This window comes from Nocardia harenae NBRC 108248 (assembly GCF_001612885.1).
Lineage (GTDB): Bacteria > Actinomycetota > Actinomycetes > Mycobacteriales > Mycobacteriaceae > Nocardia > Nocardia harenae.
This window is the reverse complement of sequence record NZ_BDBH01000004.1, coordinates 504,297-522,139: the sequence shown is the minus strand read 5'-3', so window position 1 is coordinate 522,139 and position 17,843 is coordinate 504,297. Positions and strand designations below refer to the sequence as shown.

General features: G+C 72.2%; 16 protein-coding genes. 2 read left to right on the top strand and 14 right to left on the bottom strand.

Annotated features, from left to right (window positions below; all coding sequences use genetic code 11):
* Positions 1 to 4 precede the first annotated feature (4 nt).
* Positions 5 to 1,153: an acyl-CoA dehydrogenase family protein gene (locus NH2_RS08530; RefSeq protein ID WP_067650848.1), complete on the top strand. Its 1,149-nt coding sequence runs from the start codon at positions 5 to 7 to the stop codon at positions 1,151 to 1,153.
* Between the two features lie 58 nt (positions 1,154 to 1,211).
* Here the strand turns inward: NH2_RS08530 and NH2_RS08525 are convergent, their stop codons facing one another.
* From NH2_RS08525 to NH2_RS08460, 14 genes are all read right to left on the bottom strand, one after another.
* Positions 1,212 to 1,754, bottom strand: a complete 543-nt coding sequence (locus NH2_RS08525) for a TetR/AcrR family transcriptional regulator (protein ID WP_218021673.1) — start codon at positions 1,752 to 1,754, stop codon at positions 1,212 to 1,214.
* 110 nt (positions 1,755 to 1,864) lie between these two features.
* Positions 1,865 to 2,788, bottom strand: coding sequence for a DUF7064 domain-containing protein (locus NH2_RS08520; RefSeq protein ID WP_067650842.1), 924 nt, complete (start codon positions 2,786 to 2,788; stop codon positions 1,865 to 1,867).
* 37 nt (positions 2,789 to 2,825) lie between these two features.
* Positions 2,826 to 4,082 (bottom strand): phosphotransferase family protein, encoded by a 1,257-nt coding sequence (locus NH2_RS08515; protein WP_067650839.1) that lies wholly within the window; start codon positions 4,080 to 4,082, stop codon positions 2,826 to 2,828.
* Complete coding sequence (locus tag NH2_RS08510) at positions 4,079 to 4,879, bottom strand: enoyl-CoA hydratase/isomerase family protein (RefSeq protein ID WP_067650836.1); 801 nt, start codon at positions 4,877 to 4,879, stop codon at positions 4,079 to 4,081. Before NH2_RS08510 ends, NH2_RS08515 begins: the two co-directional genes overlap by 4 nt.
* Positions 4,876 to 5,742, bottom strand: coding sequence for a 3-hydroxyacyl-CoA dehydrogenase family protein (locus tag NH2_RS08505; protein ID WP_067650835.1), 867 nt, complete (start codon positions 5,740 to 5,742; stop codon positions 4,876 to 4,878). Before NH2_RS08505 ends, NH2_RS08510 begins: the two co-directional genes overlap by 4 nt.
* Before the next feature lie 33 nt (positions 5,743 to 5,775).
* Positions 5,776 to 7,293, bottom strand: a complete 1,518-nt coding sequence (locus NH2_RS08500; protein ID WP_067650833.1) for an AMP-binding protein — start codon at positions 7,291 to 7,293, stop codon at positions 5,776 to 5,778.
* 2 nt (positions 7,294 to 7,295) lie between these two features.
* Entirely contained in the window at positions 7,296 to 8,519 is a 1,224-nt protein-coding gene (locus tag NH2_RS08495; RefSeq protein ID WP_067650830.1) for a thiolase family protein, read from the bottom strand.
* Positions 8,520 to 8,530: 11 nt separating this feature from the next.
* Positions 8,531 to 9,679, bottom strand: coding sequence for an acyl-CoA dehydrogenase family protein (locus NH2_RS08490; RefSeq protein ID WP_067650828.1), 1,149 nt, complete (start codon positions 9,677 to 9,679; stop codon positions 8,531 to 8,533).
* 20 nt (positions 9,680 to 9,699) lie between these two features.
* Positions 9,700 to 10,662: an LLM class flavin-dependent oxidoreductase gene (locus NH2_RS08485; RefSeq protein ID WP_067650826.1), complete on the bottom strand. Its 963-nt coding sequence runs from the start codon at positions 10,660 to 10,662 to the stop codon at positions 9,700 to 9,702.
* Positions 10,663 to 10,813: 151 nt separating this feature from the next.
* Complete coding sequence (locus NH2_RS08480; protein ID WP_084505429.1) at positions 10,814 to 12,016, bottom strand: CaiB/BaiF CoA transferase family protein; 1,203 nt, start codon at positions 12,014 to 12,016, stop codon at positions 10,814 to 10,816.
* A gap of 4 nt (positions 12,017 to 12,020) precedes the next feature.
* Complete coding sequence (locus tag NH2_RS08475; protein WP_157103661.1) at positions 12,021 to 12,794, bottom strand: enoyl-CoA hydratase/isomerase family protein; 774 nt, start codon at positions 12,792 to 12,794, stop codon at positions 12,021 to 12,023.
* Positions 12,795 to 12,841: 47 nt separating this feature from the next.
* Positions 12,842 to 13,510: a TetR/AcrR family transcriptional regulator gene (locus NH2_RS08470; RefSeq protein WP_084505335.1), complete on the bottom strand. Its 669-nt coding sequence runs from the start codon at positions 13,508 to 13,510 to the stop codon at positions 12,842 to 12,844.
* A gap of 85 nt (positions 13,511 to 13,595) precedes the next feature.
* Positions 13,596 to 14,690 carry an alpha/beta hydrolase fold domain-containing protein gene (locus NH2_RS08465; protein WP_067650818.1) on the bottom strand — a complete coding sequence of 365 codons (1,095 nt, stop codon included), beginning with the start codon at positions 14,688 to 14,690 and terminating at the stop codon, positions 13,596 to 13,598.
* A gap of 52 nt (positions 14,691 to 14,742) precedes the next feature.
* Positions 14,743 to 16,722, bottom strand: coding sequence for a flavin-containing monooxygenase (locus tag NH2_RS08460; protein ID WP_084505333.1), 1,980 nt, complete (start codon positions 16,720 to 16,722; stop codon positions 14,743 to 14,745).
* A gap of 165 nt (positions 16,723 to 16,887) precedes the next feature.
* Between NH2_RS08460 and NH2_RS08455 the strand changes: the two genes are divergently transcribed.
* A complete protein-coding gene (locus NH2_RS08455; RefSeq protein ID WP_067650815.1) occupies positions 16,888 to 17,694 on the top strand; it encodes an ester cyclase in 807 nt (268 codons plus the stop codon).
* Positions 17,695 to 17,843 lie beyond the last annotated feature (149 nt).

The window sequence follows — 17,843 nt, the reverse complement described above, 5'->3', positions numbered from 1 at the left end:
ACCGATGGAACGGCAACTGTTCGAGGCCGAGCACCAGGAGTACCGGGAGAGCGTGCGGCGCTTCGTCGCCAAGCACGTCGTCCCGCACCGCGAGCGGTGGGAGCGGCAGGGCGCCGTCGATCGGGACCTCTTCCTGGCCGCGGGCGAGCTCGGGCTGCTCGGCGTGGCCGCGCCCGAGGAGTACGGGGGCGGCGGCATCGAGGACTTCCGGTACAACGCGATCCTCGCCGAGGAGCTGGCCGCCGCCGATGTGCTGACGGCCGGGCTCGGGCTGTCGCTGCAGGCCGATATCGCGCTGCCCTACCTGCTGCACAACTGCACCCCCGAGCAGGCGAAGCGCTGGCTCCCCGGCGTGGTCACCGGGGAGACGATCCTGGCGCTGGCGATGACCGAGCCGGGCGCGGGCTCGGATGTCGCGGGGATCGCCACCACCGCGATCAGGACCGGCGACGAGTACGTGATCACGGGGTCGAAGACCTTCATCACCAACGGTCTGAACGCCGACCTGGTGGTGGTGGCGGTCAAGACCGACCCCGCCGCGGGGCGCAGGGGGATCTCGCTGCTGGTCGTCGAGGCCGACCGCCCCGGCTTCTCCCGCGGCGCCAAGCTGGTGAAGGTGGGCCAGCACGCGGCGGACACCGCCGAGCTCTTCTTCGACGGGGTGCGGGTGCCCGCCGGGAACCTGCTCGGCGCGGAGAACCGCGGCTTCTACGTCATGATGAGCCACCTGGTGCAGGAGCGGCTCGCGGTCACCGTCCAGGCCGCCGCCCAGGCTCGCCGGGCCTACGAGCTGACGCTCGCCTACGCCACCGAGCGCCGGGCCTTCGGACAGCCGGTCGGCAGCTTCCAGCACAACCGCTTCGTGCTCGCGGAGATGAAGACCGAGACCGAGATCGCCCAGGCCTACGTCGACCGGATGATCCTGGCCTTCGTGGCGGGCGAGCTCACCGCGACCGAGGCCGCGCAGGGCAAGTGGTGGACCACCGAGCTGTGCCAGCGGATCGTCGACCGCGGCGTCCAGCTGCACGGCGGCTACGGGTACATGGCGGAGTACCCGATCGCGCGGGCCTGGATCGACAGCCGCATCCAGACCATCTACGCAGGCACCACCGAGGTCATGAAGGACATCATCGGGCGCTCACTGGGGCTGTGACCGGCGCCGCGCATCGGGCGGGCCTGCGCCGCGCGGCGCAGGCCCGCCGCGCCGGGGATCAGCGCCGGAACCCGGACATCAGCAGCCGCGCGATCTCCTCGGCGACCCGGTCCCGGGGCAGCCGCCCCTCCGGGTCGAACCACGTGTAGGACCAGATCGAGGCGCCGAGCAGCGTCGACGTGGCGACGGCCGGATCCACGTCGAGCAGCTCGCCGGCCGCGACGCCCTCGGCGTACAGATCGCGGACCACGCGCGTGTATTCGCGCTCGCGTTGGCGGATGTCGTGCTCCCGCTCGGGCGAGAGCATCCCGCGCGAGCTGTAGAAGATCGTGTTGGGTTTGAGATTCCCGAGCACGGCCACGGTATTGGCGACCAGCAGATCGTAGAGCCGCTCGGCGGGCGAGCCGCCGCGCCCGGAAATGGCACGAATTCTGGAGAGCGCGGCGTCGACATTCGAGTCGACGATCTCGAAGAGAATGTCTTCCTTGCCCTTGAAGTAGTAGTAGATCGCGGGCTTGGTGAAGCCGATGACCTCCGCGATATCACCCAGGGAGGTCTCCCGGTACCCCTTGCTGTGGAAGAGATCGATCGCCGTCGCCACGATCTGCTGTTTGCGTCGCGATTCGTTCGCGGAATTCGTTATCCGCGTAGCCACTGAACGGTCACCGGCTCTCCCCTTCGTTTCTGTCACCTCGTCGCGGTCATTATCACCTAGGGCGCGGTGAAGCCCTCCGCACGGCGGTAGGCGCGCAGCCGCCCCGGCGACCAGGTGTCCTGGTCCTCGCCGTAGGCGGTGCCGCCGTCCGGCAGGGTCCAGCGCACCGACGAGACGAAGACGACGTAGGGGCTGGTGTAGAGCGTCATCTGGCCGCGTACCACGCCGGTGATCTCGTGCTCGCCCGCGGCGTCGCGCACCCGCAGGGTCACCGCGACCGGGCGGCCCGCGGCATCGCGTTCGACGGTGCGCTCGGCGTCGAGCAGCTCGGTCGTCGCGCCGTCGGCGAGGAAGAACCCGGTCATGAACCGGGAGGTGTCCTCGGCGTCGAACCGCACCGAGCAGTGGAAACCGCGGCCGTCCCGGTCGGCGCCGTAGCTGTAGCCGAGCCGGGTCTTCTGCTTCAGCTCCCGCCGCGGCCCCCAGGTGCGGTCGCGCATCTCGATGCTGTCGACCGCGATCGTGCGACCGCGGAGCTCGACCGTGCCCCGCAGCCGGCCGAACTGGTCGATGTGCCCGATGCCGCCGCCGACCCCGAGCTCGTGCGGGTCGTGCAGCGCGGTGAAGGTCAGGTCGGCGCTGAATTCCCCGGCGTCGTCGTAGCGCAGCCGGTAGCGGCGCAGCGGCTCGAGCACCTCGTAGCTCAGGCTGTTGGGCAGGCGCAGCTCGCACGGGCCCTTCGCCTCGGGCGGGATCGCCTGCTGCCACACCTGCCGGTAGTACTGCATCTCCCACGGCTCGGCCGTTCCCGGCCCGAAGACGTAGATGCCACAGGACATCACCCCCAGCTCGGGACGGAAGAGCGGGTAGAACCAGATGACCAGGTCCTCGTCGGGAACGTCGGCCGCGAACCAGGCCGTCTCGGCCCAGTGCTCGGGCTCGCGGACGACGGGGTGGAAGCCGTCGTCGCTCGGTGTCATCGCCATTGTCTCGGTCCCTCTTCGCGATTCGTGTCGGTCACAGTGTCGGCAGCGCGGTCGCGGCCATCCGGGCCGAGCGCGGGAGCACGCTCAGCTCGGCGGCGGCGACGGCGGCGAGTTCGCGCAGCCGCTGCTCGGCGGTGGCGTCCGCGTACTCGCCGGGCGGCGGCGGCACCCGCACATTCCAGGTGGCGGCGAGCTGGCCGGCGAGCCGCCGCATCAGCCGCACCCGGCGCGTGGCGTCCGGATCCGCGGCGACCGCGGGCAGCAGCTCGGCCAGCCCGGCGGTGATCTCGTCCAGCAGGTGGCCGCCCGGCCGCGCCGGGCCGTCCGCCGGGGCGGGGGGTGGTGCGGGCGGGGCGAAGCCTGCCACCTCGGCGACCTTCGCCGCCAGCACCCACTCCAGCGTCGGCCGCAGCGACAGGTGCACGAAGCGGGTGCGGCCCGGCTCGCCGTTCTCGATCGCGGAGAGCACCACGATCAGGTTGCGCAGCAGCACCACCGCCTGCCAGTAGGCGAAGCGCGCGGAGTCGAGCGCGGTGCCCGCGGGCGGCCGGTAGCCGCCGCGCACCCGCTCCGCGAAGTCGGGAAGATCGACGCCGAACATCCACGCGCGCACGCTGATCCACGCCAGGTCGTCGTGCGGGTCGCCGAGGTGGGAGAACTCCCAGTCCAGCAGGGCGGTGACGCGCTCCCCGTCGTGCAGGAAGTTCGCCGGCCCGGCGTCGCCGTGGCAGAGCACCGGCTCGATCTCGCCGGGGTGGCAGTCGAGCAGCACCCGGTGCGCGATCTCGACCAGCGGCGACACGGTCGCCGCCTTCCGGTCGTGCACCTCCCACCAGAGCTCGAGATCGGCGCGGGAGGAGCGGGCGAAGCCGGGCAGCGCGAGGTCGTCCACCGGGACCGCGTGCAGCGCGCCGAGCTCGCGCAGGTACGGCTCCAGCAGCCGCGGCTCCCAGCGGTCGTCGCCCGCGGCGAAATCGGTGATCAGCGCGTCCCCGCCGGGGCGCACCGCGCGCAGCCGCGGCACCGCGACGCCCCGGTCCGCGAGCGCCGCGTAGACCACCTGCTCGCGCCCGAGGTTCAGCGGCGTTCCGCTCAGCGGCCCGGAGCCGGGCTCGTGGCGCACGACGTACCGGCGCACGATGCCGTCGGCGCCGCGCGCACCGACCTTCCACGACGTCCGCGAGTTGCCCGCGGAGAGCCGCACCACGTCGACGACGTCGCCGCCGAGCGCCGCCGCCACCCACGGCTGCAACGCACCCCACTGCCCCGCGAGCGCCGGACCGCTCACCGCGGGCGCCGGTAGGCGACGGAGTTGAACGTCGCGGGCTGCTTGTTCAGGAAGGCGGCGAAGCCGAGCCGGAAATCGTCGGAGTCGAAGGTCTCCAGGAAGACCTCGCGCTCCAGGTCGAGGCCGTCGGCGAGCGGGAGGCGGGTGCCGAGGTCGATCGCGGCCTTGGCGGCCTGCACGGCCACCGCGGGCAGCGCGGCGAGCTCGCGCGCGAGCGCGAGCGCGGTCTCCAGCACCTGCTCCGGCGGCGCCGTCTGCTCGATCAGCCCGAGCCGCAGCGCCTCCGCCGCCGGGATCACCCGGCCGGAGAGCAGCAGGTACTTCGCGGCGCCGATGCCGATCTTGCGGCTCAGCCGCTGGGTGCCGCCGCCGCCGGGGATCAGCCCCAGCTTCGTCTCGGTGAGCCCGAACTTGGCCCGCTCGGAGGCGATCACGACATCGCAGAGCAGGGCGAGCTCGAGGCCGCCGCCGACGGCGCTCGCCTGCACCGCGGCGAGCACCGGGATCGGCAGCGCCTCGATGCGATCGAAGAGCAGGCGGCTGGAGGCGGCGCGGGCGGGCATCGTGCCCCGCTCGATCATCTCCGCGAACTCGCTGATGTCGGCGCCTGCGACGAACGCCTTGGTCCCGGTGCCGGTGAGCACCGCCGCGCGGATCGCCTCGTCGGCCTCCAGCCGATCGACCACCGCCGTCAGCGCGGTCAGCACCTCGCCGCTGAGCGCGTTGACCGGCGGGTGGTCGAACCGGACCGTCGCCACGCCGTCGGCGACCTCGAGCAGCACCAGCGGATCGCTCACGACGACTGCCCTTCCCGGTAGTCGCTGAGCCCGTGCCCGGACTTGCGGCCGAGGCGGCCCGCGTTCACCAGCGAGCGCAGCAGCTGCGGCGCGCGGAAGCGGTCGCCGTAGTGGTGGGTCATGGCCTCGGCGGCGAAGAGCGTGGTGTCCAGCCCGCCGAGGTCGAGGGTGTCCAGCGGGCCCATCGCGTGGTTGAAGCCGAGCACGCAGGCCTTGTTGACGTCCTCGACCGAGGCGATCCCCTCCTCGACGATCCGCATGGCCTCGAGGTTGAACAGCAGGATCAGCCGCGAGGTGACGAAGCCCTGGTTCTCCTTCTGGCAGACGATCGTCTCCTTGCCGCAGGCCGCGGCGAGTTCCCTGGTGGTGGCCAGCGTCTCGGCGGAGGTGCCGATGCCGCGGACGATCTCGATGAGCTTCATGATCGGCGGCGGATTGAACCAGTGGGTGCCGATGACCCGGTCCGGCCGCGCGGTCGCCGAGGCGATCGCGCTGATCCCGAACTGCGAGGTGTTGGTCGCGAAGACGGCGTGCTCCGGCGCGACGGCGTCCAGCCGGGCCATGACCTCCCGCTTCAGCTCCAGCTCCTCCGGCACGGACTCGATCACGTAGTCCACTCCCCCGGCCGCGGCCTCCAGGTCGGTCGACGGCACGATCCGGTCGCGGGCCGCCGCCGATTCGTCGGCCGTGATCCTGCCCTTCTTCACCAGCCTGCCCAGGCTGGACTCGATGGCATCCAGGCCGCGCCGCAGCGCCTCGTCGGTCACGTCGACGAGCCGCACCTCCTTCTCCGCCTGCGCGAGAACCTGCGCGATGCCGTTGCCCATCGTGCCCGCGCCGACCACGAGCGTTGTCTTCACCATGTCCCTACTCACCTTCGATTCTTCGATGCGTCGTCATGCGTGCTGTGAACTACCGCGCTGCGCAGGCTCGTGATACCGCTCGGCCAGCGCGCGCCGGATGACCTTTCCGCTCATGGTGCGCGGGAGTTCGTCGACCACTTCGAGCCGGACCGGACGTTTGTAGTCCGCGAGCTCGGCCAGTACCGGCTCCAGGTCGGAGAGCGTCAGCTCCGGTTTGTCCGAGACGACGACCGCCACCGGCCGCTCGCCGAATTTCTCGTCCCGCGTCGCGACGACCGCGACTTCCAGGACATGCGGATGGCCGGCGAGCACCCGCTCGATCTCGGCGGGGTACACATTCAGCCCGCCGGAGATGAGCATGTCCTTCTTCCGGTCCACGATCTTGACGAAGTTCTCGTCGTCCAGCTCCACCAGATCGCCGGTGCGCAGCCACTCACCGTCGAAGGCGGCCGCGGTGGCCTGCTCGTCGTTCAGGTAGTGCGACATCACCGCGGGGCCGCGCACCTGGAGCTCGCCGACCCGGCCCGGCGCGCACTCGCGGCCGTCCGCGTCGAGCACCCGGATCTGGTGGTGCAGGATCGGAACGCCCGCGGAGCCGATCTTGCGGCTCGCCTCGGCGGCAGGCAGCTGCAGCGCCAGCCCGGAGGCCTCGGTGAGCCCGTACGAGCCGACCAGCGCCACCCCGCGCTCCTGCCAGCGCGCGATCAGCGACTCGGGGATCGGCGAGCCGCCGCTGCGCGCGCTGCGCAACCCGGACAGCTCCGCGCTCCGGAACCGCGGGTGCTGCTCCATCTTCTGGTAGACCAGCGGAACCTGGGACAGCACCGTCACGCGCTGCCGCTCGATGGCGTCGAAGATGTCGTCGATGTGCGCCTCCTTGGCCAGCAGGATGCTTGCCCCCGCCGCCACGAACGGCATGGCCGTCGGCAGCAGCGGCCCGGTGAAGGCGAGCGGGACGGCGATCAGGACGCGGTCGTCGCTGCCGACGCTGTCGCAGCGGCCGGAGGCCTCCGCCACCGCCGCCACGTTGCGGTGCGTGAGCACCGCGGCCTTGGGCAGCCCGGTGGTTCCGCTGGTGTACAGGATGGCGACGGGGTCGTCCGGGGTGACGTCGGCCGCCGCGCGAACCCCGTCGCCGCCGAGCAGCTCGGCCATGGACGGCCCGTCGATCTCCGTGCTGCGCGCGGCCGGGATCAGATCCTCGAACCCGGCCGCCGTCCGCGCGAACGACGCGTCCCGGAAGAGCCAGACCAGGCCGCTGTGCGTGATCTGATACCGCAGTTCGGTGACCGAGAGCCGGATGTTCAGCGGGACGATCACCGCGCCGATCCGCGCCGCGCCGAGCACCACGTGCAGGTAGTGCGGGTGGTTCTGGGCGAGGATGCCCACCCGGTCACCGTGCCGCACGCCGTTGCGGCGCAGTCCGCCTGCGATGTGGGCCACCGCGTGCTCGAATTCGGCCCAGGTCTCCGTGCGGCCGCCGAACACGATCGCCGGGCTCGCCGGAGCGTAGCGGGCGTTGAATTCCGGCCAGTCGCTGATGCCGCCCATGGTCAGAGGTCCTTCCCGCCGGTGCCGTGCTCCGCGCGCAGGGCGACGGCGTCGCCCTGCGCCAGGCCGCCGCAGATCGCCGCGGCCCCGCGGCCACCGCCCCGCGCCGCCAGCTGCCTGGCGAGGGTCAGCACCAGCCGGGCGCCGCTGGCGCCCGCCGGATGCCCGATCGCCACCGCGCCGCCATTGACGTTGGTCCGCGCCAGGATCTCCGACGCGGGCACGCCGGTGTTCTTCTCCAGGACGGCCGCGGAGGCCAGCGGGACGCAGGCGAACGCCTCGTTGATCTCGATCGCGTCGACCTCGTCCAGCCCCCACCCGGCACGGCTGAGCACGGTCTCGATCGCCTCCGCGGGCGCGATCGCCACCTCGCGGGTCGGCCGCGCGATGCTCGCGGTCGCCGCGATCGTGGCCAGCGGCCGCAGCCCGTGCTCCTCGGCGAAGGCCCGGCTGGCGAGTACCACGAAGGCGGCACCGGTGTCCTGGCCGGGCGCGGTTCCCGCGGTCACGAGGCGGGTGCCGAGCACCGAGGCCAGCGCGCCGAGTTTCGCCAGGGAGCTATCGCGCCGGGGCAGTTCGTCGCGGTCCAGCGTCGCGGAATCGTCGGCGTAGGCGATGATCTCCTCGTCGAAGAAGCCCCGGTCCAGCGCTGCGAAGTAGCGCTGGTGCGAGCGCAGGGCCCACTCGTCGGTGCGGTCCCTGTCGATCCCGAACTCCTCGGCGACCGCGCCGGCGTCGTAGGCCACGGGGTTGCCGCCGATATCGGCCCCCGGGTCGGACATCGGGTCCTTGAGCACCGGGGCGCCGCGGCGCAGCCCCCAGCGCACGTCCGACGGCACCAGCAGCGGCGCCCGGCCCATGTTGTCGGTGCCGCCCGCCACCACCACCCGCGCCTCGCCGGAGGCGATGTCCTTCGCCGCCATCGCGACCGCGGTCATCGACGAGCAGCAGGCCCGGTCGATGGTCAGCGAGACCCGATCGACCGGGATGCCCGCGCGCACCGCGGCGACCCGGGCCGGGATGGTCCCGTCCAGCGCGACCTCGGACGGCGTGGTCACGCCCAGATAGGTGCTGTCGACCTGGTCCGGTCGCACGCCGGTCGCCGCGAGGGCCCGGTCCAGCGCGAAGGCTGCCAGCTGCACGCTCGGAACGGCGCGCAGCGCGCCGCCGAACTTGCCGAACGGGGTGCGGCGGCCGCCGAGTACAACGACGTCGCTGTAGTCCATCGGAGCTCCTCCTAGTACGAGCGCGGCAGGCCGAGTGCCGACGACGCGATGTGGTTGAGCGCGAGTTCCCGCGCCACCGGGACGGTCTGGTTGAGCCGCAGGTGCGCATAGCGCTGGTAGACCATCGACTCGCTGGTGAAGCCGCTGCCGCCGAAGGCCTGCAGCGCCGCGTCGGCGGCGGCGAGCCCGGCGTCGCAGGCGGCGACCTTGGCCGCGTTGCACATCGTGCCCGCGCCTGCGATGCCCGCCGCGGCGGCCTCGGCCGCCCGCTGGGTCAGCATCCAGGCGGCCTCCAGCCGCACCCAGGCCTCGGCGAGCGGATGCTGGACACCCTGGTGCTGCCCGATCGGGACGTCGAAGACCACCCGGCTCTTCGCGTGTTCGATCCCCTTGGCCAGCGACCAGCGGCCCATGCCGATGGCCTGCCCGGCCACCGCGAGCCGCTCCGGATTCAACCCGTCGAACAGCGCCTTGTTCCCGGCGCCGACCGTGCCGACCACGGCGTCGGCCCCGACCGAGACGTTGTCCAGGTGGACGGTCCACTGCCGCTCGAAGGTGGCCAGCTCCAGCTCGACCGGCGTCAGCGCGATCCCCGGGTGCGGGAGCGGCAGCAGGAACAGGGTGATGCCGCCGGTCTCCTCGTCCTTGGCGGCGAGGACCACCGCCTCCGAGTCGTCGATGGCGGAGATGTAGGTCTTCTCCCCGCTGATGCTCCAGCCCTCAGCGGTGCGGCGGGCCCTGGTCTTCATCCGGTTCAGGTTCGATCCGGCCCCGGCCTCGGTCATCGCGAAACAGAAGCGCGCCGAGCCGTCGGCGATCCGGGGCAGCCACTCCGCGCGCTGGGCGTCGCTGCCGTGCCCGGCGAGGATGCTCGCCGCCACGCCCTGCGAGATGACCAGCCGCCCGCAGGGCAGGCCGCCCGCCGCGATGCGCTCGATGGCCAGGCACAGGTCGAACAAGTCGCCGTCGCCGCCGTACCGCGGCGGGATGGCGAGCCCGGTGATCCCGGCCTTGCGCACGAGTTCCCACTGCTCGGCCGTGGCCGCCAGGTCGTCGAAGCGACGGTCCTCGAAACGTTTGCCGAGCTCGTAGCCGAGCTCGGCGAGCGCCTGCTGTTCCTGGGTCAGCTGGACGAAACCCGAGTGCCGTTGGCGATCCATCGGGCACACCTCCTTGGTTGTCAGATGTCTGCGATCAGGCGGCCGAACGCCGAGCACCAGAGCTCGACGTGGGCCGCCATGAGGTCCGGCGGCACGAAGGGCAGCAGGGACCAGGTGAAGATCTCGGTCACCAGCCCACCGGCGTAGTGCTCGCGCACCAGCCGCGCCGCCTCGTCCGGTGTGGCGATGACCAGCCCGCTCATGCCGCGCCCGAGTCCGCCCGCCCGCGCCTCCGGCGCGCCGACGGGGACGGGCGCCCGCGCGCCCGCGCGCCGCGCCCGGTCCCGGTAGGTCTGCCACAGGTATTCGTAGGAGCGCTCCACGATCGGCGCGACCCGGCCGGGCTCCTCGCTCAGGAAGATGTTGACCGGCCCCGCCATCTCCGCCGCCGCGGCGTCGTGCCCGGCCGCGCGGAAGGCCCGCAGGTAGGCCGCTTCCCGGTCGCGATCGGCCGAGAGCAGCCGCAGCCCGCGGCGCCCGGTGGCCCGCACGCCGAGCGGGCCGCCGCAGGCGACCCAGATCGGCAGCGGCGACTGCACGGGTTGCGGCGTGATCGCCGCCGAGCCGAGCGCGGCCGTGACGGCGGTGATGGCCTCGAAGAACGTGCGCACCGTCGGCGCCTCCGGCCTGCCGAGCAGCTCGCGCTCGTCCGGCAGGTACCCGGCGCCGAGCCCCAGGTCCAGCCGCCCCCCGCTGAGCAGGTCCACGACCGTGGCCTCCTCCGCGAGGTGGACGGCATCGCGCAGGGTGACCAGCGTCGCGGCGGTGCCGATCCGGATCGAGCTCGTCCGGGCCGCCACCGCCGCGGCGAAGGTGAGGGGCTGCGGCAGGTACCCGTCCGCGAACCCGTGGTGCTCGGTCAGCCAGACCGAACGGGCGCCGTGCCGCTCGCCCTCCTCGATGGTGCGCAGCGCGCGCTCGTAGAGGGCGGGCCAGCCCGTGCCGCCGGGATTGCGGAGATCGAGGTAGAGCCCGGCCCTCATCGCCGGACCCGAGGCCGGCGGCGTGCTCCGTGCGGTGCGGGCACCACCCACCTCCTCTCCTGATTTTACTTAATGGTAAGTCGAATTCTGGAGCCGGTCAAGGATTCGCACCGGATACGCCCGGCGCTCCGTCAGCGGCTCGAGAACGAGGTCAGCGCCGCTGCTCCGGGGTTGCCACAGCCCTGTTCCGCCAGTCTCGCAGAACATCGGCGGCGGTGGCCGAGCCGGTCGGGACCGGTGGCCGCGGGGCGGGCGCGGGGGTGCGGGAGAACCGCGGGGCCGGGGCCGCCTGGGTCACCCCGCCGATCTCGGCGACGGTCCCACGGGCGGCCAGGTGCGGATGGCCCGCCGCCTCGCCGTAGGAGAGCACCGGCGTGACGCAGGCGTCGGTGCCCGCGAAGGTGGCCGCCCACTCGTCCCTGGTGCGCGATCCGAAGATCGTGCGGAACCGCGCCCGCAGAGCGGGCCAGCCTGCCCGGTCGTACTGCTCGATCGCGCCGGGTTCGATTCCCAGCGTGGCCAGCAGGACGGCGAAGAACTGCGGTTCGAGCGCGCCCACCGCCACGAAGCGGTCGTCGGAGCAGCGGTAGGTGTCGTAGAAGGGAGCGCCGCCGTCCAGGACGTTGGCCGCGCGTTCGTCGGTCCAGCCGCCGGTGGCGCGCAGCGCGAACAGCGGCTGGTTCAGCAGGGCGACGCCGTCCACCATGGCCGCGTCGATCACCTGCCCCCGCCCCGAGCTCGCGCGCTCGTACAGCGCGGCCAGAATGCCGGCCAGCGCCAGCATCGAGCCGCCGCCGTAGTCGCCGACCAGGTTCAGCGGCGGCGCGGGCGGCTCACCCGCGCGCCCCATGGCGTGCAGCGCGCCGGTGACGCTGATGTAGTTGAGATCGTGGCCCGCGGTGGTCGCGAAGGGGCCGTCCTGGCCCCATCCCGTCACCCGGGCGTAGACCAGCCCCGGGTTGGCTTCCGTCACGCGCTCCGGGCCGATCCCGAGCCGCTCGGCGACCCCGGGCCGCATCCCCTCCAGCAGGACGTCCGCCCGCTCGACCAGCCGCAGCACCGCCTCGAGGCCGTCCGCGGTCTTCAGGTCGGCGACGATCGAGCGCCGGTTCCGCAGCCCGTGGTCGGGGCGGCTCCGGTCGCCGATGCGCAGCGACCGGCCGGGCGGGCCGTCCACCCGCACCACGTCGGCGCCGAGGTCGGCCAGGATCTGCGCGGTGTGCGGGCCGGGCCCGATCCCCGCCAGCTCGACTACCCGCAGCCCGGCCAGCGGGCCGCCGCGGGCCGGTTCGTTCCGTGCCGCGGTCGTCGTCTCGTCGCGCGCGTGCTCCGCGCGGGGTGCCGTCGTCGCCATCACCTCACCGATCCTCGAAGCGGGGAGCCCGCTTCTCCCGGAAGGCCGCGACGCCCTCGCTCTGGTCGGCGGTGCCGTGCAGCAGCGCCGTCGCCTCCAGCGCGTAGTCGTAGCCCTCCTCGCTGCCGCGGTTCAGGATGCGCTTGGCGACCCGCAGCGCCGTGGCGGGCTTGGTCGCCACCTGCTCCGCGATCCGCAGCGCCGCGCGCAGGTGCTCGCCCTCCGGGGTCACGATGTTCACCAGCCCGGCCAGCCTGGCGTCCTCGGCGCCGATCCGCTCACCGGTGAAGATCAGGTACTTCATCCAGTGCAGCGAGGTGTTGGCCCGGCCCCGCACCACGCCGAGCCCCGGCATCAGCCCGACGCTCGCCTCCGGGACCCCGAACCGGGCCGTGGTGTCCGCGACCACGATGTCGGTGACCATGGTCAGCTCACAGCCGCCGCCGAGGGCGTAGCCGTGCACCGCGGCGATGGTCGGCTTCGCGAAGCGCTCCCAGGCCTTGAACGCCGCGAAGGCGTCCTCCTGGTAGGCGCGGCGCGCCGGCACGTCGTCCAGCGCGCCGAAACCCGCGATGTCGCCACCGGAGGAGAAGCACGGACCGCTGCCGTGCACGACGAGTACCCGGACCGAATCGTCCGCCTCGGCATCGGCCAGCAGAACCCGCAGCTCCGACCAGAAGGCGGAGGTCAGACTGTTGTATTTCTCGGGTCGGTTCAACGTGACGACGGAGACTCCGTCCGCCACCGACACGTCGAGCATCCCGTAGCGTGCTTGCACCAGAACTCCTTGTCGATCGATGTCCGGGCGCTTCGCGCGGCGGATCGTCAGGGCTCGAGCTGCCCGGCCGCGCCGGTCAGCGCCCTCGAGCCCGCGTCGCTCGCGATGCCCCGGACCGCCATATCGGCGAATTTCGCCCCCACCGTGTGCGCCGAATCGCGGCCGTCCGGCCGGAACCAGCGATAGACCCAGTTGGCCGAGCCGAGGATCGACAGCGCCGCCAGGCGCGGGTCGACCTCGGAACGCACCTCGCCCGCGTCGAGCGCCTCGGCGATCAGCCCCCGGAAGACATCCTGGTAGGAGTGCTCGCCGAGAACGATGCGCTGGCGCTCCTTCGACAGCACCCCCAGCTCGTGCAGGAAGACCGTCGTGGAGATGAGGTTGTGGCAGGTGTGCTCCACGTGCCCGCGGACGACCCGCTCCAGCCGCACCAGCGGTGAGCCGGTCCCCGAGGCCAGCGGCCGGATCACGTCCAGGCCCCGCTGATGCACCGCGGTGATCACCTCGAAGAGCAGGTCGTCCTTGGATTCGATGTAGTAGTAGAGGCTGCCCTTGAGCATGCCCATGCGATCGGCGATGTCGCGCAGCGAGGCGGCTTCGTACCCCTTCTCGTAGAAGACCCGCGTGGCCACCTCGAGCAGCTCGGTCCACCGCTCCTCCCGAGGCTTCCGCTCACGCTGGGAGCGACGGGAAGCCCGCCCGGTCGGCTGTGCCATCTCACTCCTGGTCTGTGGCTCGCGCGGCGTCGTCACGACGACGGATATCGAAGTCTACGGGGGCGCATCGGCGATGCCGTCCGGCTCAGGGCGCGGCGGGCACCACGGACCGCGCGAATCCCACCACCGCATCGATGGCCGCGGCGTAGACGTCGGGCAGCGCCGCCGGGAACATGATGTCGCCGGTGTGGCACAGCCCGAGATTGAGCTGAGCCCTGGCCGCGACCCCGGCGCGAACGAGCCGCCGGTAGTAGGCGATTCCCTCGTCGGCCACCGGATCCAGCTCGTTGACCGAGATGACGTGCGGCGGGAGCCCGGCCATGTCGTCCTCGCTCGCGTGGTACGGCCAGCAGGTCGCCTCCTCGGCATGGCTGCCGCCCGGGTCGTACGCCTCGGCCATCACCTGGAGCAGGTCGAAGCTCAGGAAGTAGCCGTCGTTGGCGCGCAGCGACGTCAGCTCCGGCGGCGGAGTGCCGGTGCGGCCGTGGATGAACGGGCACTGCACGTGCACGCCGGCGATCTCACCGGCCCAGCCCTCCCGGTTCGCGGCGAGGGCGACCGCGAGCGCGAGGTTGCCCCCGCCGGAGTCGCCCGCCACGACGAGGCCGGAGCCGCCCAGCGCGCTCAGGTTCGAGATCGCCCAGCGCACCCCGGCTTTGCAGTCCTCGAACCCGGCCGGATACGGGTGCGCGCCGAGCTTCCCCGCGCCGTTGCGGAACTCCACGCCGATGGCGACGGCGCCGCGGACCGCGATCTCCTGCCGGAGCCGGATGTAGCTCGGCTCGGCGGCGGACATGATCACCATGCCGCCGCCGTGGATGTGGAACACGCACGGCAGCGGCCCGGTGGCGGCGGCGGGCCGGTCGATCGTCAGCTCGATCGCGTTGCCGCCGGTGCCCTCGATGGTCACCCGCTCGGAGCGCAGCCCCTCGATCGGCTCCAGCCCGGCGAACAGCGCCTCGTAGACCTGCTCGAAGCCCGACTCCATGCCGGCGAGCATGGCGAGCTGGTCCGCGCGGGCACCGTTCGCGGGCACCGCGGGGGGCGCGGCATTGGCCGCCATGCCCAGCTGCGCGAGCACCGCCACCATGCGCTGGTCCGCGCGCGGATCGGTCCCCAGCGAGAGTTCGGGTGCTCCGATCCTGCCCGGCGCCTGCTGCCTGTTGCCTGCTAGCGACACGGTGTCCTCCTCGATTCGGTGGAACGGGCGCGAGCCCGGATATCCGGCGTCCTCATTTGACGATCAGATCCTGTCCGAAGAACGGGCTGACGACCTCGGAGACCGCGACGCCCGCCCTCGGCTCCACCGGGCTGCGCAGCCACTTCCACATGTCGCGGACATCGATCGGGTTGTTGATCGACGAGCGGCCGTGCTCGTTCCGGTAGTAGTTGTTGGCGCGGTGATCGAGCCAGGTCTTGTCGGCCTCCCGCCGGTCGACCTCCTCGTTGTACCGCCAGTACGCCTCGTCGGAGACCTCCACCGTGCCCGCGCCCTGCTCGACGAGCCCGCGGATGCACTCGAGCGCGAACCGCCCCGCGAGCTCCATGGTCGAGATCGTGTGCAGCCCCGAGGTGGGGCTGGTGTTGGGGCCGTACACCATGAAGAAATTGGGGAACCCGGGGACCATGGATCCGATGTAGGCGCGCGCGCCGTCGCGCTCCCACACCTCGGCGAGCGCCTTGCCGTCGCGGCCGCGCACCTCCATCGGCCACAGGAATTCGTTGGCCTTGAAGCCGGTGGCGAAGACGATGACATCGACCTCGTGGTACTTCCCGTCACCGCCGCGGAACCCGTGCGCGTCGATGTCGCTGATGCCCCCGGTGACCAGCGAGACGTCGTCCCGGAGCAGCGCGTCGTAGAGCGAGTAGTTCGAGTCGACCAGGATGGGGCGGCTGGACAGCGGCGGATGCGCGGGCGTCATCGCCTGCAACAGGTCCGGCCGGTCGGCGAACTTCGCCCGCATGAACTCCCGGCGCTGCTCCAGCACCAGCTTGTTCTCCGCGCTCAGCGCGTCGGGATCGCCGGTGTAGGCGAGATCGCGGGTGTAGACCTTCAGGATCACCTCGGGGCCGTAGATCCAGGACGCCTGGAACCGCGCGAAGTTCTTGTGGTAGGGCAGGTTCCGATCCAGCCACAGCACCTGGGGCGGGTAGGTGGCGGTGTAGCCCTCCAGCTCGTAGCACCAGTCCGGCGTGCGCTGCACGACGTAGGTGTGCGCGGCCTTGCCCGCCACGGCCGCCGACAGCTGGAACCCGGTGGCGCCGGTGCCGACCACCGCCACCCGCTTGCCCGCCAGGTCCAGATCGGCGGGCCACTGCGAGGAGTGGAACGCCGCACCCTCGAAGGTCTCCAGGCCGCTGATGGTGGGCAGCTTCGGGCGGACGAGGAAGCCGACGCAGGTCAGCACGGCACGCGCCCGGTAGACCGTCCGGCCCTCGGGGCCGTCCGCGGTCAGCTCCCAGTGCTCGTCGCTCTCGTTCCAGACCGCCGAGACGACCTCGGTGCCGAGCCGCACGTGCTCGCGGATTTCGAACTCGTCGGCCACCCAGTCCAGGTAGGCCTGATTCTCCGCGCCCTCGGCGAACGGCTTCGACTGCTCGTAGCCGGCGCCGAAGACGTGGTTGTACCCGCGGCTGGGCGTGTCGACCCGGACCCCGGGGTACCGGTTGGCGAACCAGGTGCCGCCGACGCTCGTATTCTTCTCCAGCACGGTGAAGCGCAGCCCCGCCCGCTTCAGCTGCACCGCGGCGTTCAGCCCGGCGAAGCCCGCGCCGATCACGACAACCGAGAACGCCTCCACCCGCTCGGCGTCCGGCTCCCTCGACCACTCCAGCGACCGCGCCCACGGGTCGATCGCGAGCTCTTCGAGCCACATCTCCAGGTCCGCAGCCTGGATCTCCTCGCCCGCGGTGAGGCCGAGGCTGTCGACCAGCCGTTCCGCCGGGCCGATCGGGACGTCACCCGCGCCGGCGTCGCGGTACGCCTTCAGATAGGCGACGGCCTTCACGCGCAGCAGCGCGACGTCCTCCTCCGCCGTGACCGCGTTCAGCGACAGGAATCCGAAGGGGACCTTCGCCGTCCCGGTCGCGCGGATGCTCTCGTCTCCGGTGAGCTGGTAGAGCAGCCCCCGGAGCACCATGGGATCCGCGTAGCCGACCGCGTCCTCGATCGTCTCGTCCGAGGCGTCGAGAAGTTCCCGCCTACTGATCATGGCTCTGACCTCCTGGGAAACACTTATCTAACGTGCGTTTGTTAGATGGGTGTGGGTAAACTAACATGGACGCCGAGGCCGCACAATGCCTTTCGACTTCGGAGCGGTTCTTCCAGCACAGACATGCAAATAGCTGTCTGCTATCACGCCTTGAACGGAGTTTCGATGGAGCCCTTCGTCGCCCTGATGCGCCGCTACGTCGTGGAGTACACCAACCGCCACGACACCGCGGTCTGCGCGCAGATCATGGCGCCCGGATACACCCTGCGCATGGGCGCGCACGTGCTGCGCGGCCGGGACGAGCACTACGTCCCCGCCGCCGCGGCGCAGTTCCGGCAGTTCCCCGGACTCGGCCTCACCGTGCACGAGATCGTGACCAACGGCAGCGAGCTCGCCCTGCGCTTCTCCGAGCACGGTGCGTCGATCCGGCACGGCGGACGGCGCGCGGCCTGGTCCGGCATCGGCCTGTACCGCTGGGACGGCACCCGGCTGCTGGAGAACTTCGTCGAGCAGGACTACCTGTCCCGGCGGCGGCAGCTGGCCGGGGGCGGCCCGATCCCGGTGCCCGCCCCGGCGACGGCGCCGTGGGACGAGCGGGCCCGCCCGGCGAATCCGCGCGCCGAGGCGGCGGTCCGCGCCTGGATCGCCGACGGCATGCCGGGCGGCACGGTGCGGCGCGACGACGGTACGGCGGGCCCGCGCCTGCGCGACGCGAACAGCACCATCGACGTGCTGTTCTCCGCGGGAGAGGCGGTGGCGTTCCGGGTGACGCAGGTGGGCGCGTACGACGGCGGCCTGCCCGAGACCGGCGCGGAGCGCGGCGCGCGCGAGGTCCGATTCCACGTCGTCGGGCTGGTGCACACCGAGGGCGACCGGGTGCGCGGCGGCCACCTCGTCGGCAACCGCCTCGACGTGGTGCGCGAGCTGGAGCGGCCCGCCGACCTCCCGCTCCCGGCAGGCGAGCCCGCCTGAGCCGACCGCCCCGGCCGCGCCGGAGCGTTGACCGGGCGCGGAATTTGACTTATCGTTAAGTAAATTCTGGCCCGGCCGCACTCGCGGTCCCGGCTCCCGCCGACTGCACACCTCCGCCCGCGGGGCGTGGCGCGGCAGAACCCACCACT